We start from the raw sequence: 22656 nt of genomic DNA on the forward strand, positions 1-22656 counted from the left end.
TTTCAATTGAATATTCGACTGGCTAAACAGATTTTTGACGAGTAAGCTTTGGCAATATAACCGTTAAATAGTCGTGTTAACTAAAAGGTTTTTTCTATGACACAACAAAGAATCGCGAAATTTCGCAAAGATTATCGTGCCCCTGACTACACAATCACCGATTTACATCTTGATTTTATCTTAGACAAAGAAAACACCCAGGTTACAGCGATAAGCCAATGTAAACGCTTAAACTCAGAGGCGACAGCATTAGTGTTAGATGGTGAAGATTTAACATTAAAATCAATCGCAGTGAATGATGTTGCTTGGACACACTATAAAGAAGAAAACGGCAAACTCATCATTGAACAACTGCCCGAACAATTTACATTAAAAATTGTTAATGAGATTAACCCATCAGCTAATACCGCATTGGAAGGGTTGTATGTTTCTGGTGATGCATTATGTACACAGTGTGAAGCTGAAGGCTTCCGCCATATTACTTACTATTTAGATAGACCTGATGTATTAGCTCGTTACACCACAACAATCACGGCAGACAAAAAACAGTATCCTTATTTGTTGTCCAATGGTAACCGTATTGCACAAGGTGAACTGGATGATGGTCGTCATTGGGTAACATGGGAAGATCCACATCCAAAACCAAGTTATTTATTTGCTGTGGTAGCGGGTGATTTTGATGTGTTACGAGATACTTTTATCACCAAAAGCGGTCGTGAAGTTGCTTTAGAGCTTTTTGTTGATAAAGGTAATTTAGATCGTGCAGATTGGGCAATGACATCATTGAAAAATGCGATGGCATGGGATCAAGCTCGCTTTAATTTAGAATATGATCTCGACATCTATATGATAGTTGCTGTTGATTTCTTTAATATGGGGGCAATGGAGAATAAAGGGCTGAATGTCTTTAACTCTAAATATGTGCTAGCGAAAAGTGAAACGGCAACTGACAAAGATTACTTAGGTATTGAGTCTGTTATTGGTCATGAATATTTCCATAACTGGACAGGTAACCGTATTACTTGCCGTGATTGGTTCCAGTTAAGCTTGAAAGAAGGTTTAACCGTTTTCCGTGATCAAGAATTTAGCTCTGACTTAGGCTCTCGTTCTGTTAATCGTATCAATAATGTACGCGTGATGCGTACCGCTCAGTTTGCAGAAGATGCAAGCCCAATGGCGCACCCAATTCGTCCTGATAGTGTGATCGAAATGAACAACTTCTATACTTTAACAGTATATGAAAAAGGTTCAGAAGTGATCCGAATGATCCACACTTTATTAGGCGAAGAGCAATTCCAAGCTGGCATGCAGATGTATATTCATCGTCACGATGGCAGTGCTGCAACTTGCGACGATTTTATTCAAGCAATGGAAGATGCTTCTAATGTTGATCTTACTTTATTCCGTCGTTGGTATAGCCAATCAGGTACACCACAACTGACAGTTCGTGATAGTTATAATGCTAATAAAAAGCAATACACTTTAACTGTTAGTCAAATGACGCCACCGACAGCCGATCAAACTGAAAAGCAGCCATTACATATTCCATTAGATATTGAATTATATGATACCAAAGGCGATGTGATCCCACTGCGTTCACAAGGTCAAACTGTTTCTAATGTATTGAATGTGGTACGTGAAGAGCAGCAGTTTGTCTTTGACGATGTGCCAGAACAACCAATCCCATCTTTATTACGTGAGTTCTCTGCGCCTGTAAAACTTGATTATCCATTTACGGATGAGCAACTCTCTTTCTTAATGAAATATGCACGTAATGCATTTTCACGTTGGGATGCTGCTCAAGCATTATTGGGTCGCTATATAAAAGAAAACGTGGCTCGAGTTCAAAAGGGTGAAATCTGCATTCTGCCTGAAATGGTGGTTGATGCTTTCCGTGCAGTATTACTTGATAAAGATATCGATCCTGCATTAGCTGCACTTATTCTGACATTACCAACAGATGTCGAAGCGGGTGAATCATTTAGTATTATTGATCCAGTTGCTATCCATAAAGCGCTTGGTTTTATTCGTAAAACATTAGCAACTGAAATGGCAGATGAGTTCTCTGCTGTTTATCATTCAATGCATATCGGTGCTTATCGTGTTAATCATGATGATATTGCAAAACGTGATTTACGTAATGTGTGTCTAGCTTATTTAGCAGTTGAAAATGAGCAAACAGGTAATCAACTTGTCGACGCGCAATATCGCAACAGTGACAATATGACGGATGCACTTGCCGCATTGAATGCAGCAGTGATGGCACAGTTACCTTGTAAAGATGCATTGCTACAAGAGTTCGATGACAAATGGCATCAAGATGGTTTAGTGATGGACAAATGGTTTAGTTTACAAGCCATGAGCCCAGAAAAAGGGGGGTTACAGAAAGTACGTAGTCTGTTATCTCATCGCTCATTTACACTTGCAAACCCTAATCGTACTCGGGCGTTAATTGGTGCATTTGTGAATAATAACCCTGTGGCATTCCATGCTGAAGATGGCTCTGGTTATTTATTATTGACAGAAATTCTGACTGACTTAAATAGTCGCAACCCACAAGTTGCTTCACGCCTTATTGAGCCGTTTATTCGTTTAAAACGTTATGATGCAACTCGCCAAGATAAAATGCGTGCTGAGTTATTAAAACTGAAAGCGCTTGAGAATTTGTCTGGCGATTTATATGAGAAAATCACCAAAGCATTAGCTGATTAATATCATGTCTTATATCACTTTATGAGTGAAGAAATAGTATAAAATCAGCAAGATAATCAGATCCCCAGCATAGTCTGGGGATTTTTTATGGCGAATTGTGAAATTGAAACGTTTACTTTTCATGCTTTTATCTATATGATGCTCGACGCTTAAATTGTCGTAGACATATCATTCCTAATACCCGATATTCTCAATGGAGATCGTATGTATTATTCCTTAGTAAGGAAGGCATTGTTTCGGCTAGATCCTGAACGTGCCCATGATTTTACCTTCCGTCAGTTAAAACGTTTATCTCATTCCCCATTTCAATTTCTTATTCAGCAGTCACTTCCTTCTAAACCTGTTTCCTGTATGGGACTCTCATTTAAAAATCCACTTGGTCTTGCCGCCGGTCTTGATAAAAACGGTGATTGTATAGATGCACTGGGTGCAATGGGATTTGGTTTTATTGAAGTTGGCACGGTGACACCACGTCCTCAAGTGGGAAATGATAAACCTCGTTTATTCCGCTTAGTGGAAGCCGAAGGCTTAATTAACCGTATGGGATTTAATAATCTCGGTGTTGATAACCTAATTGAAAATGTAAAACAATCCCGTTATGGCGGTGTACTGGGCATTAATATCGGTAAAAATAAAGATACCCCAGTAGAGCAAGGTAAAGATGACTATCTGATTTGTATGGAAAAAGTCTATGCTCATGCTGGTTATATCGCAATTAATATCTCATCACCAAATACCCCAGGTTTGCGTACATTACAATATGGTGAAGCATTAGACGATCTGCTATCAGCAATTAAAAATAAACAATTAGAGTTGCAAGGAAAATATCAAAAATATGTTCCTGTTGCAGTTAAAATTGCGCCTGATTTAACACATGAAGAATTAATTCAAGTTGCAGATAGCTTAGTGCGTCATCATATTGATGGTGTTATTGCGACAAATACCACATTAGATAAATCATTAGTGAGTGGATTAAATCATTGTAATGAAGCGGGTGGATTAAGTGGTCGTCCGGTACAATCAAAAAGTACACAAATAATCCGTCAATTAAATGAAGAATTAAAAGGTGCATTACCTATTATTGGTGTAGGTGGAATTGATTCACTAACGGCAGCTAGAGAAAAAATGGATGCTGGTGCTTCTCTAATTCAAGTCTATTCAGGATTCATTTATCAAGGTCCTGCACTTATCAAATCTATAATTAATCATATCTAAATACATTTAATAATGAGTTAGGGGCTTTTCTTCTGCCCCTAACTCGTTTATATTGCCCCTAGTTGGTTATTTTTTATTAAATTGCACTGATTGTGCTTAATTAATAGTAAAATGAATCCTGTTTTTGTTAGGTGATATTAAATATTTTATTTAGGTCATTTAATTTTGATTGTTTATCAGAGTATAAAACAGGGAATGAATCGAAGGGGGATTAATTAGTGATAATAAAACCCGATGATCGCTGGCGTTGGTATTTTGATGTTGAGCAACAAAAATTAATGCTTGATTTAGCAAATGGTATGGTTTTTCGTTCCCGCTTTCCAAGCAAAATGTTGAGTGAGAGTGCTCGACAATCAGCATCTTTTACCGTCGATGATGCAGCTCTTTATTATGGATACGATGAGCAAATTCGACAAATAGATATGCCATCAGAATCAAGAGCTGAATTAGCTTTAAATGCATTAATAGCCCATCGCTTTTTAAAGCCACTGATGCCTAAGAGTTGGTATTTTGAAGTTAACAATAATCAAATCAACCCTTATTTATCTCAAGTGGTAGAAGCCTCATTAAAAGAAGAAGGCGAAACCGCTCTTTTTTTAGTGACTGAAGTGGGGGCTCAAGCTTGTTTATGTTTATTAGCTCAACCTCAGTTAACATTATTTGATAGAACTCTTAATTTTTGTGACCCAATAAAAATTATGAATGATAGGTTAAGCAATTACCATAAAGAGTCAGAGTCAGGATCATTTTTGTACGAGAAAGTTATTTAACAAAAAGAGTAAAAAGGACTTACTCTTTTTATCGTCACTCATTATTTATAACATTCTAAAAACAAATTCACCCCAAATAATACTCCCTAAAATCAAATCTTCATTACTCTCTTTCTGTAATCTTTTTCTAAAAAATAAAATGAGTTTATTGATAATTCATTATTGAGTTCTTAATAAGATAATTCTTATTAAATAAACTGTTTTATTTAAAATAAAAAAGAAGGTAAGGGAAAATTATCTTCTTTATGTCAAATGTGAGCTATAGATCAGGAGGTTTATAACACTCGTATCAAAAAACAGAATAGTCAAATAATGGTGTGTTGGTCATATTAGATCACTATCGTCATTGTATGATTGAATATAAAAAGGAATTTATATGAGTGAACGTGTCAAACCGATCGAGGTCATGAAGCGTAATATTTGCCCTGTATGTGCAAAAATAGATTGCATCTTTTTAACAAAAGATAAGCATTGTAAAGAGATGATGGATGCTTTCAGGGAAGGTGATATAACCAAAGCGATAAAAATTTATTCTCAGCGTTATCTACAGTATGCGGGGATGATGAGTGGTAGTTTAAAGAAAGCGGTTGGATCATATGATTCTATTGTTCAAATGTTAACTTCGGCACCTAAGCAGTAAATCAGTATTTCTGCTGAGTTAAATACAGCAATAACATCTGCTCAATCTACGTTAATCCCAGGAAAGAGTATCAATAAAGCTAATTTAGCCCCAGTGGCTATTTTTACTTCAGTGGTAACAACGACAAATGCAACGGTTGCATCAGAAACGTTGGGGGCTATTTTAGGTCGTGCATTAGGTTTAGGTGCAGGCCTCATGCTGTATTCTCCTCCAGTTGGAGTAGGGAGTGATAGATACCCTTCGATGATTTATCAAGAATTTCCCCAAAATAAAGAAACTGCGCTTACTGCGGCAGGTCAGAGATTAAATATTCCTAAAGAAGCGCAATTAAGAGATATTGCAAAGCAAAAAGGGATAATTAATACCTCGGCTACTGTTATTGAACAGGCAGTTAATGGAACAAAACAAATTGAGTTAGTGAAAACGAATGTACCAGTTAAAACTCGAGTAGTTGAAGCGAGAAAAACTGTTGAGAAAGGTATTTTTGCTTATACTTTACCAAATGAGAAACAAGAAAGAATTGTTCAGATTGGTAGTGCGGAGATCTTAACGGGTACTGAATTACCTCAGCCAGAAAGACATAGATATCTACTTGGTAAGGTATATGATATTCCTAGGTTTAATAACTTACCTTTAGATGCCCCCACTTTTTTTACAGAAAGTGAGAAAGAACAGTCTTCGCTGAAAGAGCCTATAATTTTGGTGTTTCCATGGGAATTGGGAATAAAACCAATTTATTTATCGACAGGGAAAAAAGATAAACCCCGCCAAGGCGTAAAAGAGCGTGGTCATAGTTATCATCCAGCACCAAAAACTGAAGATATTAAAGGATTGGGTATCCTTAAGCCTGTCCAAGGTAAAACACCTAAACAAGGTGGAGCAGGCAAACGTAATCGCTGGAAAGGTGATAAAGGGCGAAGGATCTATGAGTGGGATTAACAGCATGGTGAGCTGGAAGGATATCGCGCTAGTGATGGACAGCATATTGGGGCATTTGATCCAAAAACGGGTAATCAGTTAAAACCAGCAGATCCTAAACGCAATATCAAAAAATTTCTATAAGGTAGATAAGATTATGGGATTGAAATTACATACTCAATGGTTTGATAAAAAAACAGAAGAAATTATAGGCGAGGAATACTCAAAAGATTTTGGTGATGATGATTTTTTGATTGATGAAACAATTGATCCGAAAGATGAAAATATCATTAATAATGGGGTTTTTGATTTACATGAAGATTGGGTTAAAGCTATTCAAAAGCATGTTACACATAAAATTGAATTGAATAAGTATATTTACCAAATTTCTTTCGATTACCGTGATAAATGGTAATGAACAAGCGCATATAATATTCACTTACATCATTTTGAAAGTCTCTTAACGGAGACTTTTTTTTGCACTGGAGATATCATAGAAAAATCAGTTGGTTAATAAACTAACTTGCTCATTCCCAATAAATTTTTTTCATTACCTTTGTACTTAATAAGGTGATGCAGTTCTGGAAAATCATAATACTGCCAATGCAATGGTATCGAGGGTGCATCAATAAACTCAGTTATATATGATTGGGGTAAAATTAATCAATTTAATATTTACTGATAACGATATATATCATACATAACTGTGTTTATATTGAGTTCTTTATTTCATTTTTTTGTTTATATCTATTTGATTTTTATTATCTTTAAGTGAAAGTTTCACATTACCTTTAGGAATGCAACTACAGGCTAAAATCTTACCTGAGCGTTTAATTGCTCCGGCTTTTAATGCATTAACATCGCCTTCATCTAATTGGATAACACAAGAGCCACAAAGGCCAGCTCGGCAACTATAAGGAATAGCATAACCATTATTTTCAAGCTGTTCTAACAGGACTTCTTGGTTATTACCCTCAAAAATTTCACCGTTAAATTCAATGCTGACAGTTTGCTCTTGTGCGTGTTCAACAATAGGTGTTGATTGTGTTTCAACAGGTGCCGTTACAAGATATTGTTTCGCTTCTTTATAAGCTAATACCTCAACAGTATCTCCCACACGAATTATGCCAGTTTGACGAATGATGACATTTTGACCAAAATCGACATCACCTGTTTCATCGCTACGGAATGTTTGCAGTGTTGCGAGTGGTTCTGTGTTAGGATGTTTAACACCTTTATCTATACTTATAGTGGTCATGATGCAACGGCTACAAGGTTTCATCAGGTCCATCACAACAGAGCCAACACGAATAGTCTGCCAAGTATCTTCTTCAAAAGGCTTTGCACCTGTTATGAGGATATTACCTCGAAATTGCTCAATATTAATTGAAGCGGGGCAACGCTGTTGTAAGTATTGAAATGAGGCTTCATTAATTAATAAGTAAGGGTAACCATCAGCGAAAGAAACAGCGGTTTCTGGATTCTTTTTCACTCGGCGTGTCGATTTTTCGCCAGTCCAACGAAGTTGAACATCCATTTTTAAATAACGACTGAACCACTGATTTATTTCATCTGGAGCCACATACGCGGTAAAATGGTTGCCCCAAACTTCTGTCGGTTGCAATGTGGTTTCAAAATCTTGATAGGTGATAGCAATGCCTTCACCATCAGGAGCTTGAATATAAATACCATTTGCCATGACTGTGGGAATAAAACACAGCAAAACGGGAAATTTTCGTGCCGTGATAAAAGTCCCTTCAGGGGTGGTTATCATAAAATCGCGATCAAACGTGAATCCGCTCTCACGAGCAAATGCATGAGAAAGTCGAATTCCCTTCATTGATTTAACTGGGTGTATATAAAGGCGTGAAACGTTGATCATCAGTGCTCCCAAAAAGACATTATTATTTTTTATAGCCAGTAACTTTATGACAACGTAATACAATTAGCTATAATGCCCAACAATTTTATTTTAGGTGGTAACAATATTATGCGCTCTCTGTTTGCCAGCACAGGCCGAGGTCTGGAAGAACTATTAAAATCTGAACTTGAACACTTAGGTGCTCAGGCTTGCCAGATAACACAAGGCGGTGTTTATTTCCGTGCTGATAATAAAACCATGTATCAGTCTTTACTTTGGAGCCGTTTAGCGTCGCGTATTATGTTGCCGTTAAATGAATTCAATGTTTATAGTGATCTAGACTTATATCTTGGTGTGCAGGCAATTGATTGGAGTGAGATTTTTACTGTTGATCAGACTTTTGCTATTCATTTTAATGGCACGAATGACATTATTCGTAATAGCCAATATGGCGCATTAAAAGCGAAAGATGCCATCGTTGACTCATTCCAACGTAAAATAGGGCAACGTCCAGATGTCGCTAAACAATCTCCTGATATCCGCTTAACTATCCATCTTCATAAAGAAAAAGCCTCGCTATCTTTAGACTTAAGTGGCGATGGTTTACATCAACGTGGTTATCGTGATTTAACAGGTCAAGCGCCTTTAAAAGAAAATTTAGCTGCTGCAATTATTATGCGTTCAGGTTGGAAAACTGACACACCATTAATCGATCCAATGTGTGGCTCTGGTACATTATTAATTGAAGCAGCTATGATGGCGACTGATTGTGCGCCAGCATTAAATCGAGTGCATTGGGGATTCCGTCATTGGTTAGGCCACGATGAAGCGCTATGGAAAGAAGTGACTCATGAAGCTTTTGCCCGTTTCCGTGAAGGCAAAAAGAATACAACAGCGCGTTTTTATGGCTTTGATGTTGATAAACGTGTGTTGGATATGGCGAGAGCCAATGCCCGCAGAGCGGATGTGGCTGAACTGATTACATTTGCTCACGGTGATGCAGCTAAACTGACAAACCCTGTTTCAACAGAAATAAAAGGGACAATTATCAGCAATCCACCTTATGGTGAGCGTTTAGAAAGTGAGCCTGCATTAATTGCACTGCATAGCCAATTAGGAAGAGCGATAAAAGCACACTTCCCAGGTTGGAGATTGTCACTATTTAGTGCATCACCTGAACTGTTAAGTTGCATTCAATTACGTGCTGAACGAGAGTTCAAAGCAAAAAATGGTCCTCTTGATTGTGTACAAAAGAACTATTTACTTTCTGATACACCATCCACGATTAACACTGGACTTGCGGAAGATTTTGCAAACCGTTTACGTAAAAATGAGAAAAAACTCGCGAAATGGGCAAAACAACAGCAAATTGAATGTTATCGCTTATACGATGCTGATTTACCTGAATATAATGTTGCTGTAGACCGTTACGGCGATAAAGTGGTTATTCAAGAGTATGCACCACCTAAAACAGTTAATGAACACAAAGCCCGCCAGCGTTTATTTGATGTAATTAGCGCAACAATGGAAGTACTGGCATTACGTTCTGATCAACTGATTTTAAAAACACGCCAACGCCAAAAAGGTAAGCAGCAGTATGAAAAAATGGCCGAAAAAGGTGATTTCTTCTTAGTTGACGAGTTTGGTGCAAAATTCTGGGTAAATCTAACCGATTACCTCGATACAGGATTGTTCTTAGATCACCGTATTGCACGAAAAATGCTGGGTGAAATGAGTAATGGAAAAGACTTCTTAAATCTTTTTGCTTATACCGGTACGGCTTCTGTTCATGCAGGAATTGGTGGTGCAAAAAGCACAACAACCGTTGATATGTCCCGTACTTATCTTGAATGGGCTGAGAAAAACTTCCAAGCGAATGGCTTATCAGGTAGACAACACCGTTTAATGCAAGCAGATTGCATTCAATGGTTAATGCAGAGCAACGAACAATTTGATGTGATCTTTATCGATCCGCCTACGTTTTCTAACTCAAAACGAATGGAAAATACCTTTGATGTACAGCGTGATCACATTGAACTAATGAAACATTTAAAACGTTTGTTGAGAAAAGGCGGAACAATTATGTTCTCAAATAATAAACGTGGATTCAAAATGGAACATGACGAGTTAGCAAAAATTGGGTTGTGTGCAAAAGAGATAACACAGAAAACATTATCACAAGACTTTGCACGTAACCGTCAAATTCACAATTGCTGGCTGTTAACTCATGCTGGTGAGGAATAATTTACAATGCCGTTAATTAGTTTGACTGGGGCTTACTTATCTTTCAGTGATGCCCCACTATTAGATAGCACCGATTTATTTATTGAAGAAAATGAACGCGTTTGTTTAGTTGGGCGCAATGGTGCGGGTAAATCAACACTATTAAGAGTGTTATCTAAAGAGCAACCTTTAGATGATGGTCAAGTTGTTTATGAGCAAGATCTTGTAACTGCTCGCTTACAGCAAGATCCCCCAAGAGATATTGAAGGCACTATTTTTGACTTTGTTGCAGAAGGCGTTGAAGAAGATGCTAAATATCTAACGGATTATCACCATATTTCTAAACTGATTGAGACAGATCCTTCTGATAAAAATCTCAATAAAATGGCAGAGCTACAAGAAGTACTTGATAGTCGTAACTTGTGGTTGCTTGATAGCCGAATTGCAGAAGTACTAGAAAAACTCGGTTTAGAGGGTGAAGCAGAGCTTTCTTCTTTATCAGGTGGTTGGTTAAGAAAAGCAGCATTAGGGCGCGCACTAGTCAGCGCACCAAGAGTACTATTTTTAGATGAACCAACAAACCACCTTGATATTGAAACGATCCTTTGGCTTGAGAAATTCTTAAAAGATTTCCAAGGAAGTATCGTGTTTATTTCCCATGACCGTTCATTTATCCGTAATATGGCAACGCGTATTATCGATCTTGATCGTGGAAAACTTTCTTCATGGCCGGGAAATTACGATAAGTATCTTGAAAGCAAAGAAGAAGCATTGCGTGTTGAAGAGCAACAAAACGCAGAATTTGATCGCAAATTAGCGCAAGAAGAAGCGTGGATACGCCAAGGCATTAAAGCACGACGCACTCGTAACGAAGGTCGTGTAAGAGCATTAAAAGCACTGCGTGTTGAGCGTAGCGAACGCCGTGAAGTGTTAGGCAGTGCTCGTATGCAGGTCGAAGAAGCAACTCGCTCTGGTAAAATTGTATTTGAACTTGAAGATGTTAATTACAGCATTGGAATGCGTAAATTAGTTCGTGACTTTTCTGCCAAAGTACAACGTGGTGATAAAATTGCGCTGGTGGGGCCAAATGGTTGCGGTAAAACCACTTTATTGAAACTCATGTTAGGCGATTTAAAAGCAGACAGCGGACGAGTTCATTGTGGTACTAAGCTTGAAGTCGCTTACTTTGATCAGCACCGTGCGACACTTGATCCTGATAAAACAGTCATGGATAACCTTGCAGAAGGTAAGCAAGAGGTGATGGTAAATGGCCGTCCTCGCCATGTACTTGGTTATTTGCAAGATTTCTTATTCCCACCTAAACGTGCGATGACTCCTGTTCGCGCCCTTTCAGGGGGGGAGAGAAACCGTCTATTATTGGCACGTTTATTCTTAAAACCTAGTAATTTACTTATTCTCGATGAGCCAACCAATGATCTCGATGTTGAAACATTGGAATTACTAGAAGAGCTCGTTGATGCTTACCAAGGCACTGTTTTACTGGTTAGCCATGACCGTGAATTTGTTGATAATAGTGTTACTGAGTGTTGGATCTTTGAAGGTGATGGTGTTATTAACAGCTACGTTGGTGGATATTACGATGCTCAGCAACAACGAGCACAGTCGGTTTCACTAAAGAGTGAGACAAATAAATCACGCAACGCACCAGAAAAAGCTGAAAAAGAAGCAAAAGTAAAAGATAGCTCTAAAAAGAACACTCGTACTAATAAGTTAAGTTATCATTTGACACGAGAGCTTGAGCAACTTCCCGCTAAATTAGAAAGCTTAGAAACGCAGTTAAGTGAATTACAAGAAGAAGTAAGTGGGGCGGATTTCTTTACTCGTCCTCATGAAGAGACAGAAAAAGTCTTAAAGGCGCTTGCTGACAAAGAACAAGAACTTGAAACGGCTTTTGACAGATGGCAAGAGCTAGAATTGATGCAAAACGGCGAATAGCCAACCGAAAACGGGGCATCACGCCCCGTTTTACTTTCTGGATTAAATATTCTTTTATTGATTATTCTAAATAAGAGGTGTCGCTGTGTGCTCTGGTCAACAACATCGTCATGAACATAAACATGAGCAAATATTATGTCCTCAGTGCGATCTGGTGGTCAGTGTTCCTGAATTAGTACAAGGAACAAAAGCAACATGTCCTCGCTGCCATACTGTGCTAACTGCACGTTGGCGCCAACCTTTTTATCAACCTGTTGCGTTAGCAATCAGCGCATTGTTTATGCTGTTAATGGCGAGCCAATTTACTTTTGTTAGTATGGAAGTGGCAGGTATTGCTAATAATGTCACACTGATGCAAATTCCAACGGTGATGTTTAGTGAAAACTACGTTGAACTAGGTGCCTTTTTCCTATTGTTTGTGCAGATTGTGCCCGCTTTTTGCATGATCGCAATCTTGCTTCTTTGCACACCCGTTAAATTACCAAGAAAGCTACAAATTTGGTTATCGCGTATTTTATTTCAACTAAAATCGTGGTGTATGGCAGAAATTTTTCTTGCAGGAATTTTAGTTAGCTTTGTAAAATTAATGGCTTATGGTGATATTGGGCTGGGGTTGAGTTTCCCACCTTATGTGCTTTATTGCTTATTTCAAATTCGTGCTTTCCAATGTCTTGATAGGCATACTTTATGGGAAAAATTAGAGCCTCGTCCTGCTTATCCTGACATAGAATCGGGTAAGCCGGGATTAAAACAAGGTGTAAGATTATGTCGTTCATGTACGGCAATTTTACCTGCCGACCAATATGAATGTAGTCGTTGTGAAGTCAAAGGACATGCAAGAAGGCCGAAAAGCTTGCAATGGACAGTATCACTGTTGATTACTTCGTTGATCCTCTATATCCCCGCGAATTTATTGCCGATTATGGTGACTGAGTCATTGGGTAATAACCTTTATTCAACCATTATGGCAGGGGTTATTTTGCTCTGGGAAGATGGTTCTTATCCTGTTGCAATGGTGATATTTATTGCCAGTATTATGGTGCCAAGTTTAAAAATGGTAGCAATAGCTTGGTTGTGTTGGGATGCACACAAATCTAATGGGAAAAGAGATCCTGCTAGAATGCATTTTCTCTACGAAGTTGTTGAATATGTAGGGCGTTGGTCGATGATTGACGTCTTTGTAATTGCTGTTTTAGCTTCATTAGTCAGAATGGGACGTCTGATGAGCATCTATCCTGATTTTGGTGTGGTGCTATTTGCATTGGTTGTAGTGCTAACTATGTTCTCTGCAATGATGTTTGATCCTCGGTTGACGTGGGATAAGTGTACAACCGATGATGATAAACCCACGATTAAGGAGCCTAAGGGTGACTGAAAAGAATGAAACTGCTTTAACTGAAGCAAAAATTAACAAACTAAAAAGCTGGTCTCCAGTTTGGATCATACCACTTGTCACCTTACTGATAGGTGCATGGATACTTTATTATCATTTCAGCCATCAGGGTCCAGAAGTTACATTAATTACCTATAATGCAGATGGCATTGAAGCAGGTAAAACCAAAATTAAAAGCCGCAGTGTGGATATCGGTTTAGTTGAAAGTGTCACACTCGATAGCAATTTTAGTCGCGTTATCATCACAGCGCGCCTTGATACTGGCATGAAAGAGTTATTACGTGCAGATACCGCATTCTGGGTTGTAAGACCGCAAATAGGTAAAGAGGGTGTAACGGGTTTAGGCACCTTGCTTTCAGGCGCATATATTGAGCTACAACCGGGATTAACGGGTAAAGAAGAAGATGAGTTTAACCTTCTTGATTCATCGCCACTCGCTTCGCCTGATGCAAAAGGTATTCGCATTAATTTAGTGAGTGAAAAAGCAGGTCAATTAAATGCAGGCGACCCAGTTTTATTTAGAGGTTACCAAGTTGGTTCAGTTGAAACCAGTGAATTCAATATTGATACAAGAGATATGCATTATCAACTCTTTATCAAAGCACCTTATGACAAAATGGTGACATCTAATGTGAGATTCTGGAAAGATTCAGGTATCGCCTTTGATATGTCTTCATCGGGTGTTCGTGTTGAAATGGCATCACTTTCCACATTGTTTAGTGGTGGCGTTAGTTTTGATGTTCCAAACGGATGGTTACCAGGCGATCAAATTGCACCTAAAACAGAATTTAAACTTTACGATAATGAGAAGAGCATTCAAAACTCGCTATATACTGATTATCGCAGTTACATTATGTTTTTCTCTGATTCTGTAAGGGGATTACAGGCGGGGGCACCTGTTGAATTCCGTGGAATTCGCATGGGTACTGTTGTTCAAGTACCTTATTACACTAAAGGCATGCAACAATCACTGGATAAAGATTTTCGTATTCCAGTGCTAATTCATGTTGAACCAGAGCGTTTTGCTAATGATGTTGGTGAAAGTTTTGACTTCGTCAAAGAGATCACTTCAGCCTCTAATAATGGGCTAAGAGCTTCTTTAAAATCGGGAAATCTTTTAACTGGTGCGCTTTATATTGACCTTGATTTCTACCCTGATGCAACAAAATGGGAAGGCCCTCAAGAAGTTGCTGGTTTCCAACAAATACCGACTACAAGTTCAGGTTTAGCGCAAATTCAGCAAAAAGTCATGACATCTCTTGATAAGATCAACAATCTTCCTGTTGAGCCAATGCTTAAAGAGATGACGGCAACGTTAGCTGAAAGCCAAAAAGCAGTTGCTGAAGCGAAAGAGACACTAAAAGCATTGAATGCCATGATTGGTAGTGATGAATTTAGAAATCTTCCTAATGATATTCAACAGTCATTGAAAGAGATTAATCGCAGTATGCAAGGCTTCCAACCGGGCTCTCCTGCATACGGAAAAATGATTGATAATATGCAGCAGCTTGATCAGGTTTTAAGAGAGATGCAGCCTTTATTGAAAACATTGAACAATAAGAGCAACGCATTAATTTTTGAAGCGAAGGAAGGTAAAGATCCAGAACCGAAGAGGGCTGAAAAATAATGAAATACATCATTGGGGTATTTGTATTGATGCTAACGGCATGTTCAAGTCAGATTGATAAAACGTATTATCAGTTGCCCGATGTTTATCAAGGTGGCGTGTCAGAACAAGTCTCGACAACACAGTCAGCCAAGAAGCCCCAAATTTGGGTTCAGCCGATCCGTTTGTCTAATATGCTAGTTAATGCAGGAATTGTTTATCAAACGACGGATATTAACTATACCGTGGCTAATCAACATTTATGGATTAATCCACTTGATCAGCAATTACAACAGAACCTTATTTCAGGTTTAACAAAAGCATTGCCGGATACAGTTGTTGCTAATCAACCAGTTGAAGATAATCTTGCGAAATTAACCGTTACCGTTAATTACTTCCAAGGCCGTTATGATGGGCAAGTGATTATTTCAGGTGACTGGATCTACGCTGAAAATAATAAGGTTATTAATCAGCCATTTTCTTTAGTTTTAACACAAACGGAAGATGGTTATCCTGCTTTAGTGCGTACATTAGGGCAGGGATGGGAGCAAGTTGTTTCTGAGATAGCGAAAGCAATTCAAGCTCAATACTAACTGATTTAGCATTATGTTTATTTAAACCCAATATTCTTTTAAATTGTATTTAAGTTGAATATTGGGTTTTTGTTTATATCTAAAAGAGAAAAGATGAAGAATAGTTAAGCTTGGCGTATTGCATAGCATTTTTTTTAGAAGATATGTAACTTGTATTTGAAGAGTTTGAATTAATAGAAGTATGTAAGAGGTATTAATAGCTTATTTTACCTCCAATGATGGCTAATTCCTTAATAAAGCAAAGGTAATTAAAAAGAGTTTTCTACGAAAAAATAAAAATAGAGCAAAAAGTTATATTTATAAACTAAGTCTTATATTGACATAAACATAAAAACAAACATTATTATATCTTATTTAATTTATTGATTTTCTAAGATAAAAATAAAGAAAATTGTTTTTAATTAATAATACCCATTAAATATCAATTGGTTATGTTTTTGTTTGGGTATAACCCATTAAAAGAATTAGATAATATTTAAATTAAATCATTAAATAAAATAAATAATAACATTTGGTATTACATTTTTAGCTGGCTCAACATCACAAATATGACATTTGTATTAACTTCTTTACTTGCTTAAATGCGCAATAAAGCGTATCAATTTATAGTGGTTGTTGAAAAAACAATCATTATCTTTCCGCTTAAACTTAGAACGTGAGGGTTGTCTAGATATGAAAAGACAGAAACGAGATCGTTTAGCAAGAGCATTATCGAAAGGTTATCAAGCTGGTATGCAAGGTCGTTCAAAAGAACTTTGCCCTTATTTCGCCATTGATGCGCGTTCACATTGGCTTGGAGGCTGGCGACAGGCGATGGAAGATCGCCCTAGTCTGGTAAAATAAATAACCCGTCGTAGTGAAATATGTCATGGCTAATTTTGAGTCCTATTGAATATTATCACTAAGATTTTACCGACAATCAAAACGAGGGTTATTTATATATATTCCTATGTACATATTGAGCATAGGACAATTTGAGTATAAATAACAAACAATCAATTTGGATATAAAAAAGGCTTACATTTTTGTAAGCCTTTTTACGTTATATTGTCATTATTTTTTTATTCTGATCTATGAGAATTTCTACGTAAACGAAACCCATAAATAGTAAGAAAAATAGCAAGTATTGTATTAACAGAATTATAGAGCCAATCAATTTTTTCTGAAGTAAACCAAGGTATAGAAGATGTAAATATCAGAAATATGCCACAATAAAACATAAAGTCTGCATTTTTTTTAGATACTTTTCCTTTATTAATCACTTATTTTCCTTAAATTATTTTTATGACGATTAATTTAACTTAAAGATTTCCTTTTGATTTTTTAAATAACTTATATAAATTTGGACTATATAAACATAATGAGGTTATAGAAAAACCTAAGATCCATTTTATATTGAATTGATTAGCATACATACAAATAAATATAATCAATAAAACTGTGATCTTATAGCCAATTGCTTTGCAAAGAAAAAAGATAAGATCAATCAGAAAGCTAAACAGTTTACTATTGCGTTTATAATCATATCCATACGATTATTCCTTGACGTAATCTACTTATACTAAGTGGATATAAATTTTAAGTTTAGTATTTGTTTGGAATAAAAAAGTTCACTTAACTTAAATTTATCTTTATATATAAACTTTATTTATTAATATAATGACACTATACATCGATTAATTTATGATAGCGACTTTTATTTACAAGGAAGATTTCAATGAAAAAACCAATATCATTATGGATAATATTAATTGTTTTTATTTTCTTTACTTTAGGGCAATTAATATCTTCATTTACTAGTGTTTCTACTTTAGTGGGCATATCTATAAAAGATAGCGAAAATTTAAATTTAATAGCTTATCTTTCTATATTGTGGAGTTTGATACAAACTTTTACTCTCCCAACTTTATATGTTATTACTCTTTTTGTTATCTTTATGAATAAAGAAATAGCATCGATGATGCTAAAAATATTCTGGAGTATATCAATGCTTCCTATCACTATTGCAATAGTCGTAGGTATGCAAAATACATTGGATAATACAAGTGGTAGTAATCAAGCAGAAAATTCAGGTGAAGTATTAGGGAGCTTATTTTTAGTAGGATTACTTGTTTATCTTACATACAGCTTATTTTTCTCTCTTAAAATTAAACAATATTTTCAGTATCTAAAAGATAAACAATCGACAGCATGTATTGATAAAAACTGAGTTGAATATGATCTGTTTTTTATAAAAAAATAAATACGTTGTTAGCATAGATAAAAAAATACCGTGTACTTTATGTTACACGGTATTTCTATAATAGATTCGGGTGGTTATCTATCTTAGAATGCAGTTGTATCTTTAAATAAGCCAACTTTTAAGTCTTTTGCTTCATAAATTAGCTTACCATCAACATACACTTCACCATCGGCAATACCCATGATCAGTTTACGATTGATAACACGTTTGAAATCAATTTTATAGGTAACTTTCTTTGCTGTTGGTAATATTTGCCCAGTGAATTTAACTTCACCAACACCAAGCGCACGGCCTTTACCTTCACCACCAAGCCAGCCAAGATAGAAGCCAACAAGTTGCCACATAGCATCTAGGCCTAAGCAACCTGGCATAACAGGATCATTCACGAAGTGGCAATCAAAGAACCATAAATCTGGCTTGATATCGAATTCTGCTTCGATAAAGCCTTTATTATGGGTGCCGCCATCTTCTGTCATTTTAACGATGCGATCCATCATTAGCATATTACCAGATGGCAGTGGTGGGCCATCTTGGCCAAATAATTCACCACGGCCTGAAGCAATGAGGTCTTCTTTAGAATAAGATTCGCGTTTATCAACCATTGTCTATATAGCCTTTATCAAGTGTAAGACAACAGAATAGCTTACACTTGTACGCTGAACAACTCCGATCACTTGAAACAGAATTATCTGAATAGACGTAAGAACCAAGGTAATTTAGGTCTATCCTGATTATTTGCAAGTGTTATACGATCATGAATAACAGCTAACAAGTGTGAGTCTGATTGTTCTGGTTCACATTGCTCTTCATAATATGGCTGACGCGTCAGTAACGTTATCGCTTCCGCTACATGAGTGACAGGCCAAATATGAAATTTTTCTTCTTTTACCGCTTGTTGCACATTTTCGTTGAGTACAAGATGGCGAATATTGGCAAGAGGAATAATTACGCCTTGTGCACCAGTTAGCCCTCTTTGTTGGCAGATATCAAAGAAGCCTTCGATTTTCTGGTTTACGCCGCCAATCGGTTGGACTTGACCAAATTGATCAACGGCACCTGTAACAGCAATTTGTTGATCAATGGGTTGTTGTGCCAGAGTGCTAATAAAAGCACATAATTCAGCCAGAGAGGCGCTATCACCATCCACCTCACCATATGATTGTTCAAAAACAATCGAGGTGCTAAATGGCTGTGGTTGGTCTAAACGTAATTCTGAGTTTAAGTAAGCTTGCATAATCATCATTCCTTTAGCATGAAGATTGCCACCAAGCTCAGCTTTTCGCTCAACATCTGTAAACTCACCATCACCTATATGTGCAACGCAGGTAATGCGAGTCGGTTCTCCGATTAAATCAGGATATCCAGGGTAATCCAAGACAGAAAGTCCATTGATTTGACCAACAGCTTCACCTTCTGTTTGTATCATTACTTGGTCTTGTAAAATCTCATCACGACTACGTTCTAATAAATAACTGTGTCGCCATAGGCGATTTTCTTCTGCTTTTTTCAATGCATCAGCATTTAGAGAAGGACCATGATTAAAACGAATTGCATAACGAAGCTGGCGTAAGATCCATTCTAAATCTAGGCTCAGCATTAGCTGATCTTCATGTTGTCTTGCTGCTTGTGTTAGCAAGACTTCCCAAGCATCCGCAGATAGAGAAGGGAGGCTATATTTTTGGCACAATGAATTTACAAAGCCACACCATTGAGAAAGAGCGGTTTCGTCTTCTAAATACATATCGTATTCATATTCACCATATAAAGCAGTGCTACTTAGCTCAGGCTCCATAAATTCAAGCTCTTCAAGGCTTAATCTATCACCGACTAAAATAACCCGTAAATTGAGAGGCATGCTTTCAATAGGCAAAGGCAGGGATTGATTGTCATTCCAAACAAGCCATTCAAAACGCTGCTCTTCAACCATTTTTTTAAGGCGGAACCACATTAGTGGTTGTGCAAGTAAAGATTTTATAGAGAGGACTAAAATGCCTCCATTTACTTTATGCAATAAACCTGGGCTGAGGGTAACTTCGTCTTTATGGCAATAGAATGAACCAAAGAGTTGTTCTGGCTCTATCCATTGGCAACAAGTAATAGATTCTGATGATGAAAATGCACCTTGTACATTTTCTTGCCAATCGATTTTATTGGTTTCTGCTTGATAACTGCCAACAACAGGATCAGTTTTGATCCCTGATTGCGTTAATGTGTCTGTCAGCATATCAAAGTAAGCAGTAGAATCATCCGCTTTTAACAGCATAAACTGCCCTGAATCTGCATTGTTTAACCATTGCAGGCTTTCATACAGGCGAGGTTGAACCTCACGAAGTAGAGATGCAGGTAATTGAGATGCTGTTTGAAAGAAAGTTTGGTAGGAGGCGTAATCAGGACGTAACGCCTGCCATTCTAATTCGTTGTTTTTCAAGGTTACCGTTTTTATTATTGATTAGTGAAAAGAGATAATTAGATATCGTATAAGTCGATACCTATCCTGCAATAAGACGGTTCTTTAACTGTCATCAACTGCATAGGCAGGGAATATGTACCGCTACGACCTTATAATGACGGGTTAATAATTGGTCATTAAGGTTTTATGATAGCGACGCTCGATTCTATCATAACGTGCTCAGAAAACTATCCCTTATCAAGGCTTGTTATTAATTGATAAGAAAGATTATCTAAAATAACTTTGCCTATAAAATAGTCAAAAAATTTCGGTTCAGTGGCAGTATTTTTGTAAAATTGTTGATATGCTACTATATAGTTACGTTGTCACGGGGATTTGTATGAAATATCAACAATTAGAGAACCTAGAATGTGGCTGGAAGTGGGCCTATCTAGTAAAAAAACACCGTGAAGGTGAATTAATTACCCGTTATATAGAAAAAAGTGCCGCTGATGAGGTTGTCGAGCAATTGTTGCTTCTTGAATCACAACCATTAAAAGTTTTAGAGTGGATAGATTTGCATATGAATCCTGATTTATCTAATAGGATGAAGCAAACGATTAGAGCTCGCAGAAAACGTTATTTTAATGCTGAGCATCAGCATACGCGCAAGAAATCAATCGATTTAACGTTTAAAGTTTGGCAACGCTTATCTGCATTGTCACAACGAAGAGGGATCACATTATCAGAAACGATCGTGCAATTAATTGAAGACGCTGAACGAAAAGAACAATATGCATTAAAAGTGCATAGTTTAAAAGATGGACTCATTGAGTTATTAGAACGCGATAAAGAAAAATAAGTTACATTATTCTTAGCTTACTGGCTTCGACAATTTATTTGTTTTTATTGTGATATTTCATACTGGCCTGAAAACGTTCTTGTCTTTATATTTTGATCTAATTTTATCTCCATAAAAGAAAAACCCTGCCAATGGCAGGGTTTTGAATTCATCAACAGTAGATTATTCTACTATCTGAATTATTTACCAGCAGGAACAACAACTTCAGTTGTACCTTGGATTTCGATCTCAACACGACGGTCTGGCGCTAAGCAATCGATCAGAGCTGAACGAGCTTTAACGTTGTCACATGTGTTGCCAGTAACTGGGTTTTCTTTACCACGACCTTCTGCAGAGATGCTGTTTGCAGGGATACCTTTAGAAACCAGGTAATCAACTACAGATTGAGCACGTTTTTCTGACAGAGGCAGGTTGTAGTTTTGTGAACCGATACGGTCAGTGTAACCGATAACTACTACACGACCTTGAGTTGGGTCGATGTTAGCCAGTTCAGCGTACAGACCATTCAGAGCTTCTTGACCTTCAGCTTTCAGAGTAGATTTGTTGAAGTTGAACAGAACGTCTGAACGCAGAGTAAAGGTTTTGTTCTCAACAACTGGAGCTGGAGCTACAACTGGTGCTGGAGCTACAACTGGAGCTGGAGTTTCTTGGTTGAAGCGGTAAGCAACACCAACACTCAGCATGCCGTTGTCTGGACGTGCATTCAGAGTACCTTTATCACCGATGTTGTTGATCCATTGATATTCAACACGGGTAGCGATGTTTGGAGTGATCGCGTATTCAGTACCTAATGCGAATACTGGAGAAACGCCAGTATCGTTATTAGAGAAACGTTCTTGAACTGGAGATGCTGAAGTAGCATTTTTAGTTGCAGAAGAATCTGCACGCCATACCATACCACCTAAACGAGTATAAACGTCTAAGTCTTCCATTACTGGATAACTTAATTTAGTGGTTAATTGGATACCTTGAGCACGGAATGCACCGTTGTCATATGAACCTTTATAAGTCATACGACCTAACCAATCGTAACCCAGTTCAAAACCTAAGTATTGGTTGTATTGATAACCAGCAAATGCACCTGCACCTAATTGATCACGGTGAGTGTTACCATTACCGATAGAAGTACCATCGAAATGGTTGCTAGTACCTTGGTATTGAGACCAACCTAATTTACCACCGGTATACCAGGTATTGTCTTTTGGAGCTGCTTGCGCTGCAGTTGCGAAAGCTGCCACTGCCACTGCTAATGCGATAGCTGTCTTTTTCATTTTTA

Annotated in this window: 17 protein-coding genes and 1 pseudogene; 14 read left to right on the top strand and 4 right to left on the bottom strand. The window is 37.3% G+C overall.

The features are described 5' to 3' along the window. The first annotated feature begins 96 nt into the window (after nt 1-96). From pepN to JEP36_RS00590, 6 genes and pseudogenes are all read left to right on the top strand, one after another. Nucleotides 97-2712, top strand: coding sequence for an aminopeptidase N (gene pepN, locus JEP36_RS00565; protein WP_198629746.1), 2616 nt, complete (start codon nt 97-99; stop codon nt 2710-2712). Nucleotides 2713-2916: 204 nt separating this feature from the next. Next, on the top strand, nt 2917-3927 hold the full coding sequence (gene pyrD / locus JEP36_RS00570) for a quinone-dependent dihydroorotate dehydrogenase (protein WP_099074980.1): 1011 nt from the start codon (nt 2917-2919) through the stop codon (nt 3925-3927). 218 nt (nt 3928-4145) lie between these two features. Continuing rightward, nucleotides 4146-4697 (top strand): cell division protein ZapC, encoded by a 552-nt coding sequence (locus tag JEP36_RS00575; RefSeq protein WP_196533064.1) that lies wholly within the window; start codon nt 4146-4148, stop codon nt 4695-4697. A 376-nt stretch (nt 4698-5073) separates the two neighbouring features. Next, complete coding sequence (locus JEP36_RS00580) at nt 5074-5337, top strand: hypothetical protein (RefSeq protein ID WP_198629747.1); 264 nt, start codon at nt 5074-5076, stop codon at nt 5335-5337. Nucleotides 5338-6087: 750 nt separating this feature from the next. Further along, a pseudogene (locus tag JEP36_RS17690) lies at nt 6088-6399 on the top strand (colicin E3/pyocin S6 family cytotoxin); the annotation flags it as partial. Nucleotides 6400-6412: 13 nt separating this feature from the next. Continuing rightward, the gene (locus JEP36_RS00590; RefSeq protein ID WP_160230123.1) at nt 6413-6670 is read left to right on the top strand and encodes a colicin E3-like toxin immunity protein; all 258 of its coding nucleotides are present in this window, start codon (nt 6413-6415) and stop codon (nt 6668-6670) included. Between the two features lie 309 nt (nt 6671-6979). Here JEP36_RS00590 and JEP36_RS00595 read toward each other — a convergent pair whose 3' ends face one another. Next, nucleotides 6980-8137, bottom strand: a complete 1158-nt coding sequence (locus JEP36_RS00595) for a YcbX family protein (RefSeq protein WP_198620514.1) — start codon at nt 8135-8137, stop codon at nt 6980-6982. Nucleotides 8138-8245: 108 nt separating this feature from the next. On the opposite strand from JEP36_RS00595, the gene rlmKL reads away from it, so the two are divergent. From rlmKL to JEP36_RS00630, 7 genes are all read left to right on the top strand, one after another. Beyond that, entirely contained in the window at nt 8246-10360 is a 2115-nt protein-coding gene (gene rlmKL / locus JEP36_RS00600; protein WP_198629748.1) for a bifunctional 23S rRNA (guanine(2069)-N(7))-methyltransferase RlmK/23S rRNA (guanine(2445)-N(2))-methyltransferase RlmL, read from the top strand. 6 nt (nt 10361-10366) lie between these two features. Then, nucleotides 10367-12295, top strand: coding sequence for an ABC transporter ATP-binding protein (locus JEP36_RS00605; RefSeq protein WP_198620516.1), 1929 nt, complete (start codon nt 10367-10369; stop codon nt 12293-12295). An 85-nt stretch (nt 12296-12380) separates the two neighbouring features. Continuing rightward, nucleotides 12381-13670 carry a membrane integrity-associated transporter subunit PqiA gene (pqiA, locus tag JEP36_RS00610; RefSeq protein WP_109373546.1) on the top strand — a complete coding sequence of 430 codons (1290 nt, stop codon included), beginning with the start codon at nt 12381-12383 and terminating at the stop codon, nt 13668-13670. Beyond that, nucleotides 13663-15315, top strand: coding sequence for an intermembrane transport protein PqiB (gene pqiB / locus JEP36_RS00615; protein ID WP_198629749.1), 1653 nt, complete (start codon nt 13663-13665; stop codon nt 15313-15315). The genes pqiA and pqiB overlap by 8 nt, the downstream gene beginning before the upstream one ends. Further along, nucleotides 15315-15887, top strand: a complete 573-nt coding sequence (gene pqiC / locus JEP36_RS00620) for a membrane integrity-associated transporter subunit PqiC (protein ID WP_109373548.1) — start codon at nt 15315-15317, stop codon at nt 15885-15887. Before pqiB ends, pqiC begins: the two co-directional genes overlap by 1 nt. A gap of 672 nt (nt 15888-16559) precedes the next feature. Beyond that, nucleotides 16560-16730 (top strand): ribosome modulation factor, encoded by a 171-nt coding sequence (rmf, locus tag JEP36_RS00625; RefSeq protein ID WP_023581348.1) that lies wholly within the window; start codon nt 16560-16562, stop codon nt 16728-16730. A gap of 874 nt (nt 16731-17604) precedes the next feature. After that, on the top strand, nt 17605-18096 hold the full coding sequence (locus JEP36_RS00630) for a hypothetical protein (protein ID WP_198629750.1): 492 nt from the start codon (nt 17605-17607) through the stop codon (nt 18094-18096). Nucleotides 18097-18212: 116 nt separating this feature from the next. Here JEP36_RS00630 and fabA read toward each other — a convergent pair whose 3' ends face one another. Further along, nucleotides 18213-18731: a bifunctional 3-hydroxydecanoyl-ACP dehydratase/trans-2-decenoyl-ACP isomerase gene (gene fabA / locus JEP36_RS00635; protein ID WP_198629751.1), complete on the bottom strand. Its 519-nt coding sequence runs from the start codon at nt 18729-18731 to the stop codon at nt 18213-18215. An 83-nt stretch (nt 18732-18814) separates the two neighbouring features. Continuing rightward, entirely contained in the window at nt 18815-20557 is a 1743-nt protein-coding gene (locus tag JEP36_RS00640) for an AAA family ATPase (protein ID WP_198620520.1), read from the bottom strand. Nucleotides 20558-20918: 361 nt separating this feature from the next. On the opposite strand from JEP36_RS00640, the gene matP reads away from it, so the two are divergent. Next, a complete protein-coding gene (gene matP, locus JEP36_RS00645; RefSeq protein WP_088493264.1) occupies nt 20919-21380 on the top strand; it encodes a macrodomain Ter protein MatP in 462 nt (153 codons plus the stop codon). 179 nt (nt 21381-21559) lie between these two features. Here the strand turns inward: matP and ompA are convergent, their stop codons facing one another. Beyond that, nucleotides 21560-22651 carry a porin OmpA gene (ompA, locus tag JEP36_RS00650; RefSeq protein WP_198620521.1) on the bottom strand — a complete coding sequence of 364 codons (1092 nt, stop codon included), beginning with the start codon at nt 22649-22651 and terminating at the stop codon, nt 21560-21562. Nucleotides 22652-22656 lie beyond the last annotated feature (5 nt).

It is taken from the genome of Proteus sp. PR00208 (genome assembly GCF_016238545.1).
In the GTDB taxonomy this organism is placed as follows: Bacteria; Pseudomonadota; Gammaproteobacteria; order Enterobacterales; family Enterobacteriaceae; genus Proteus.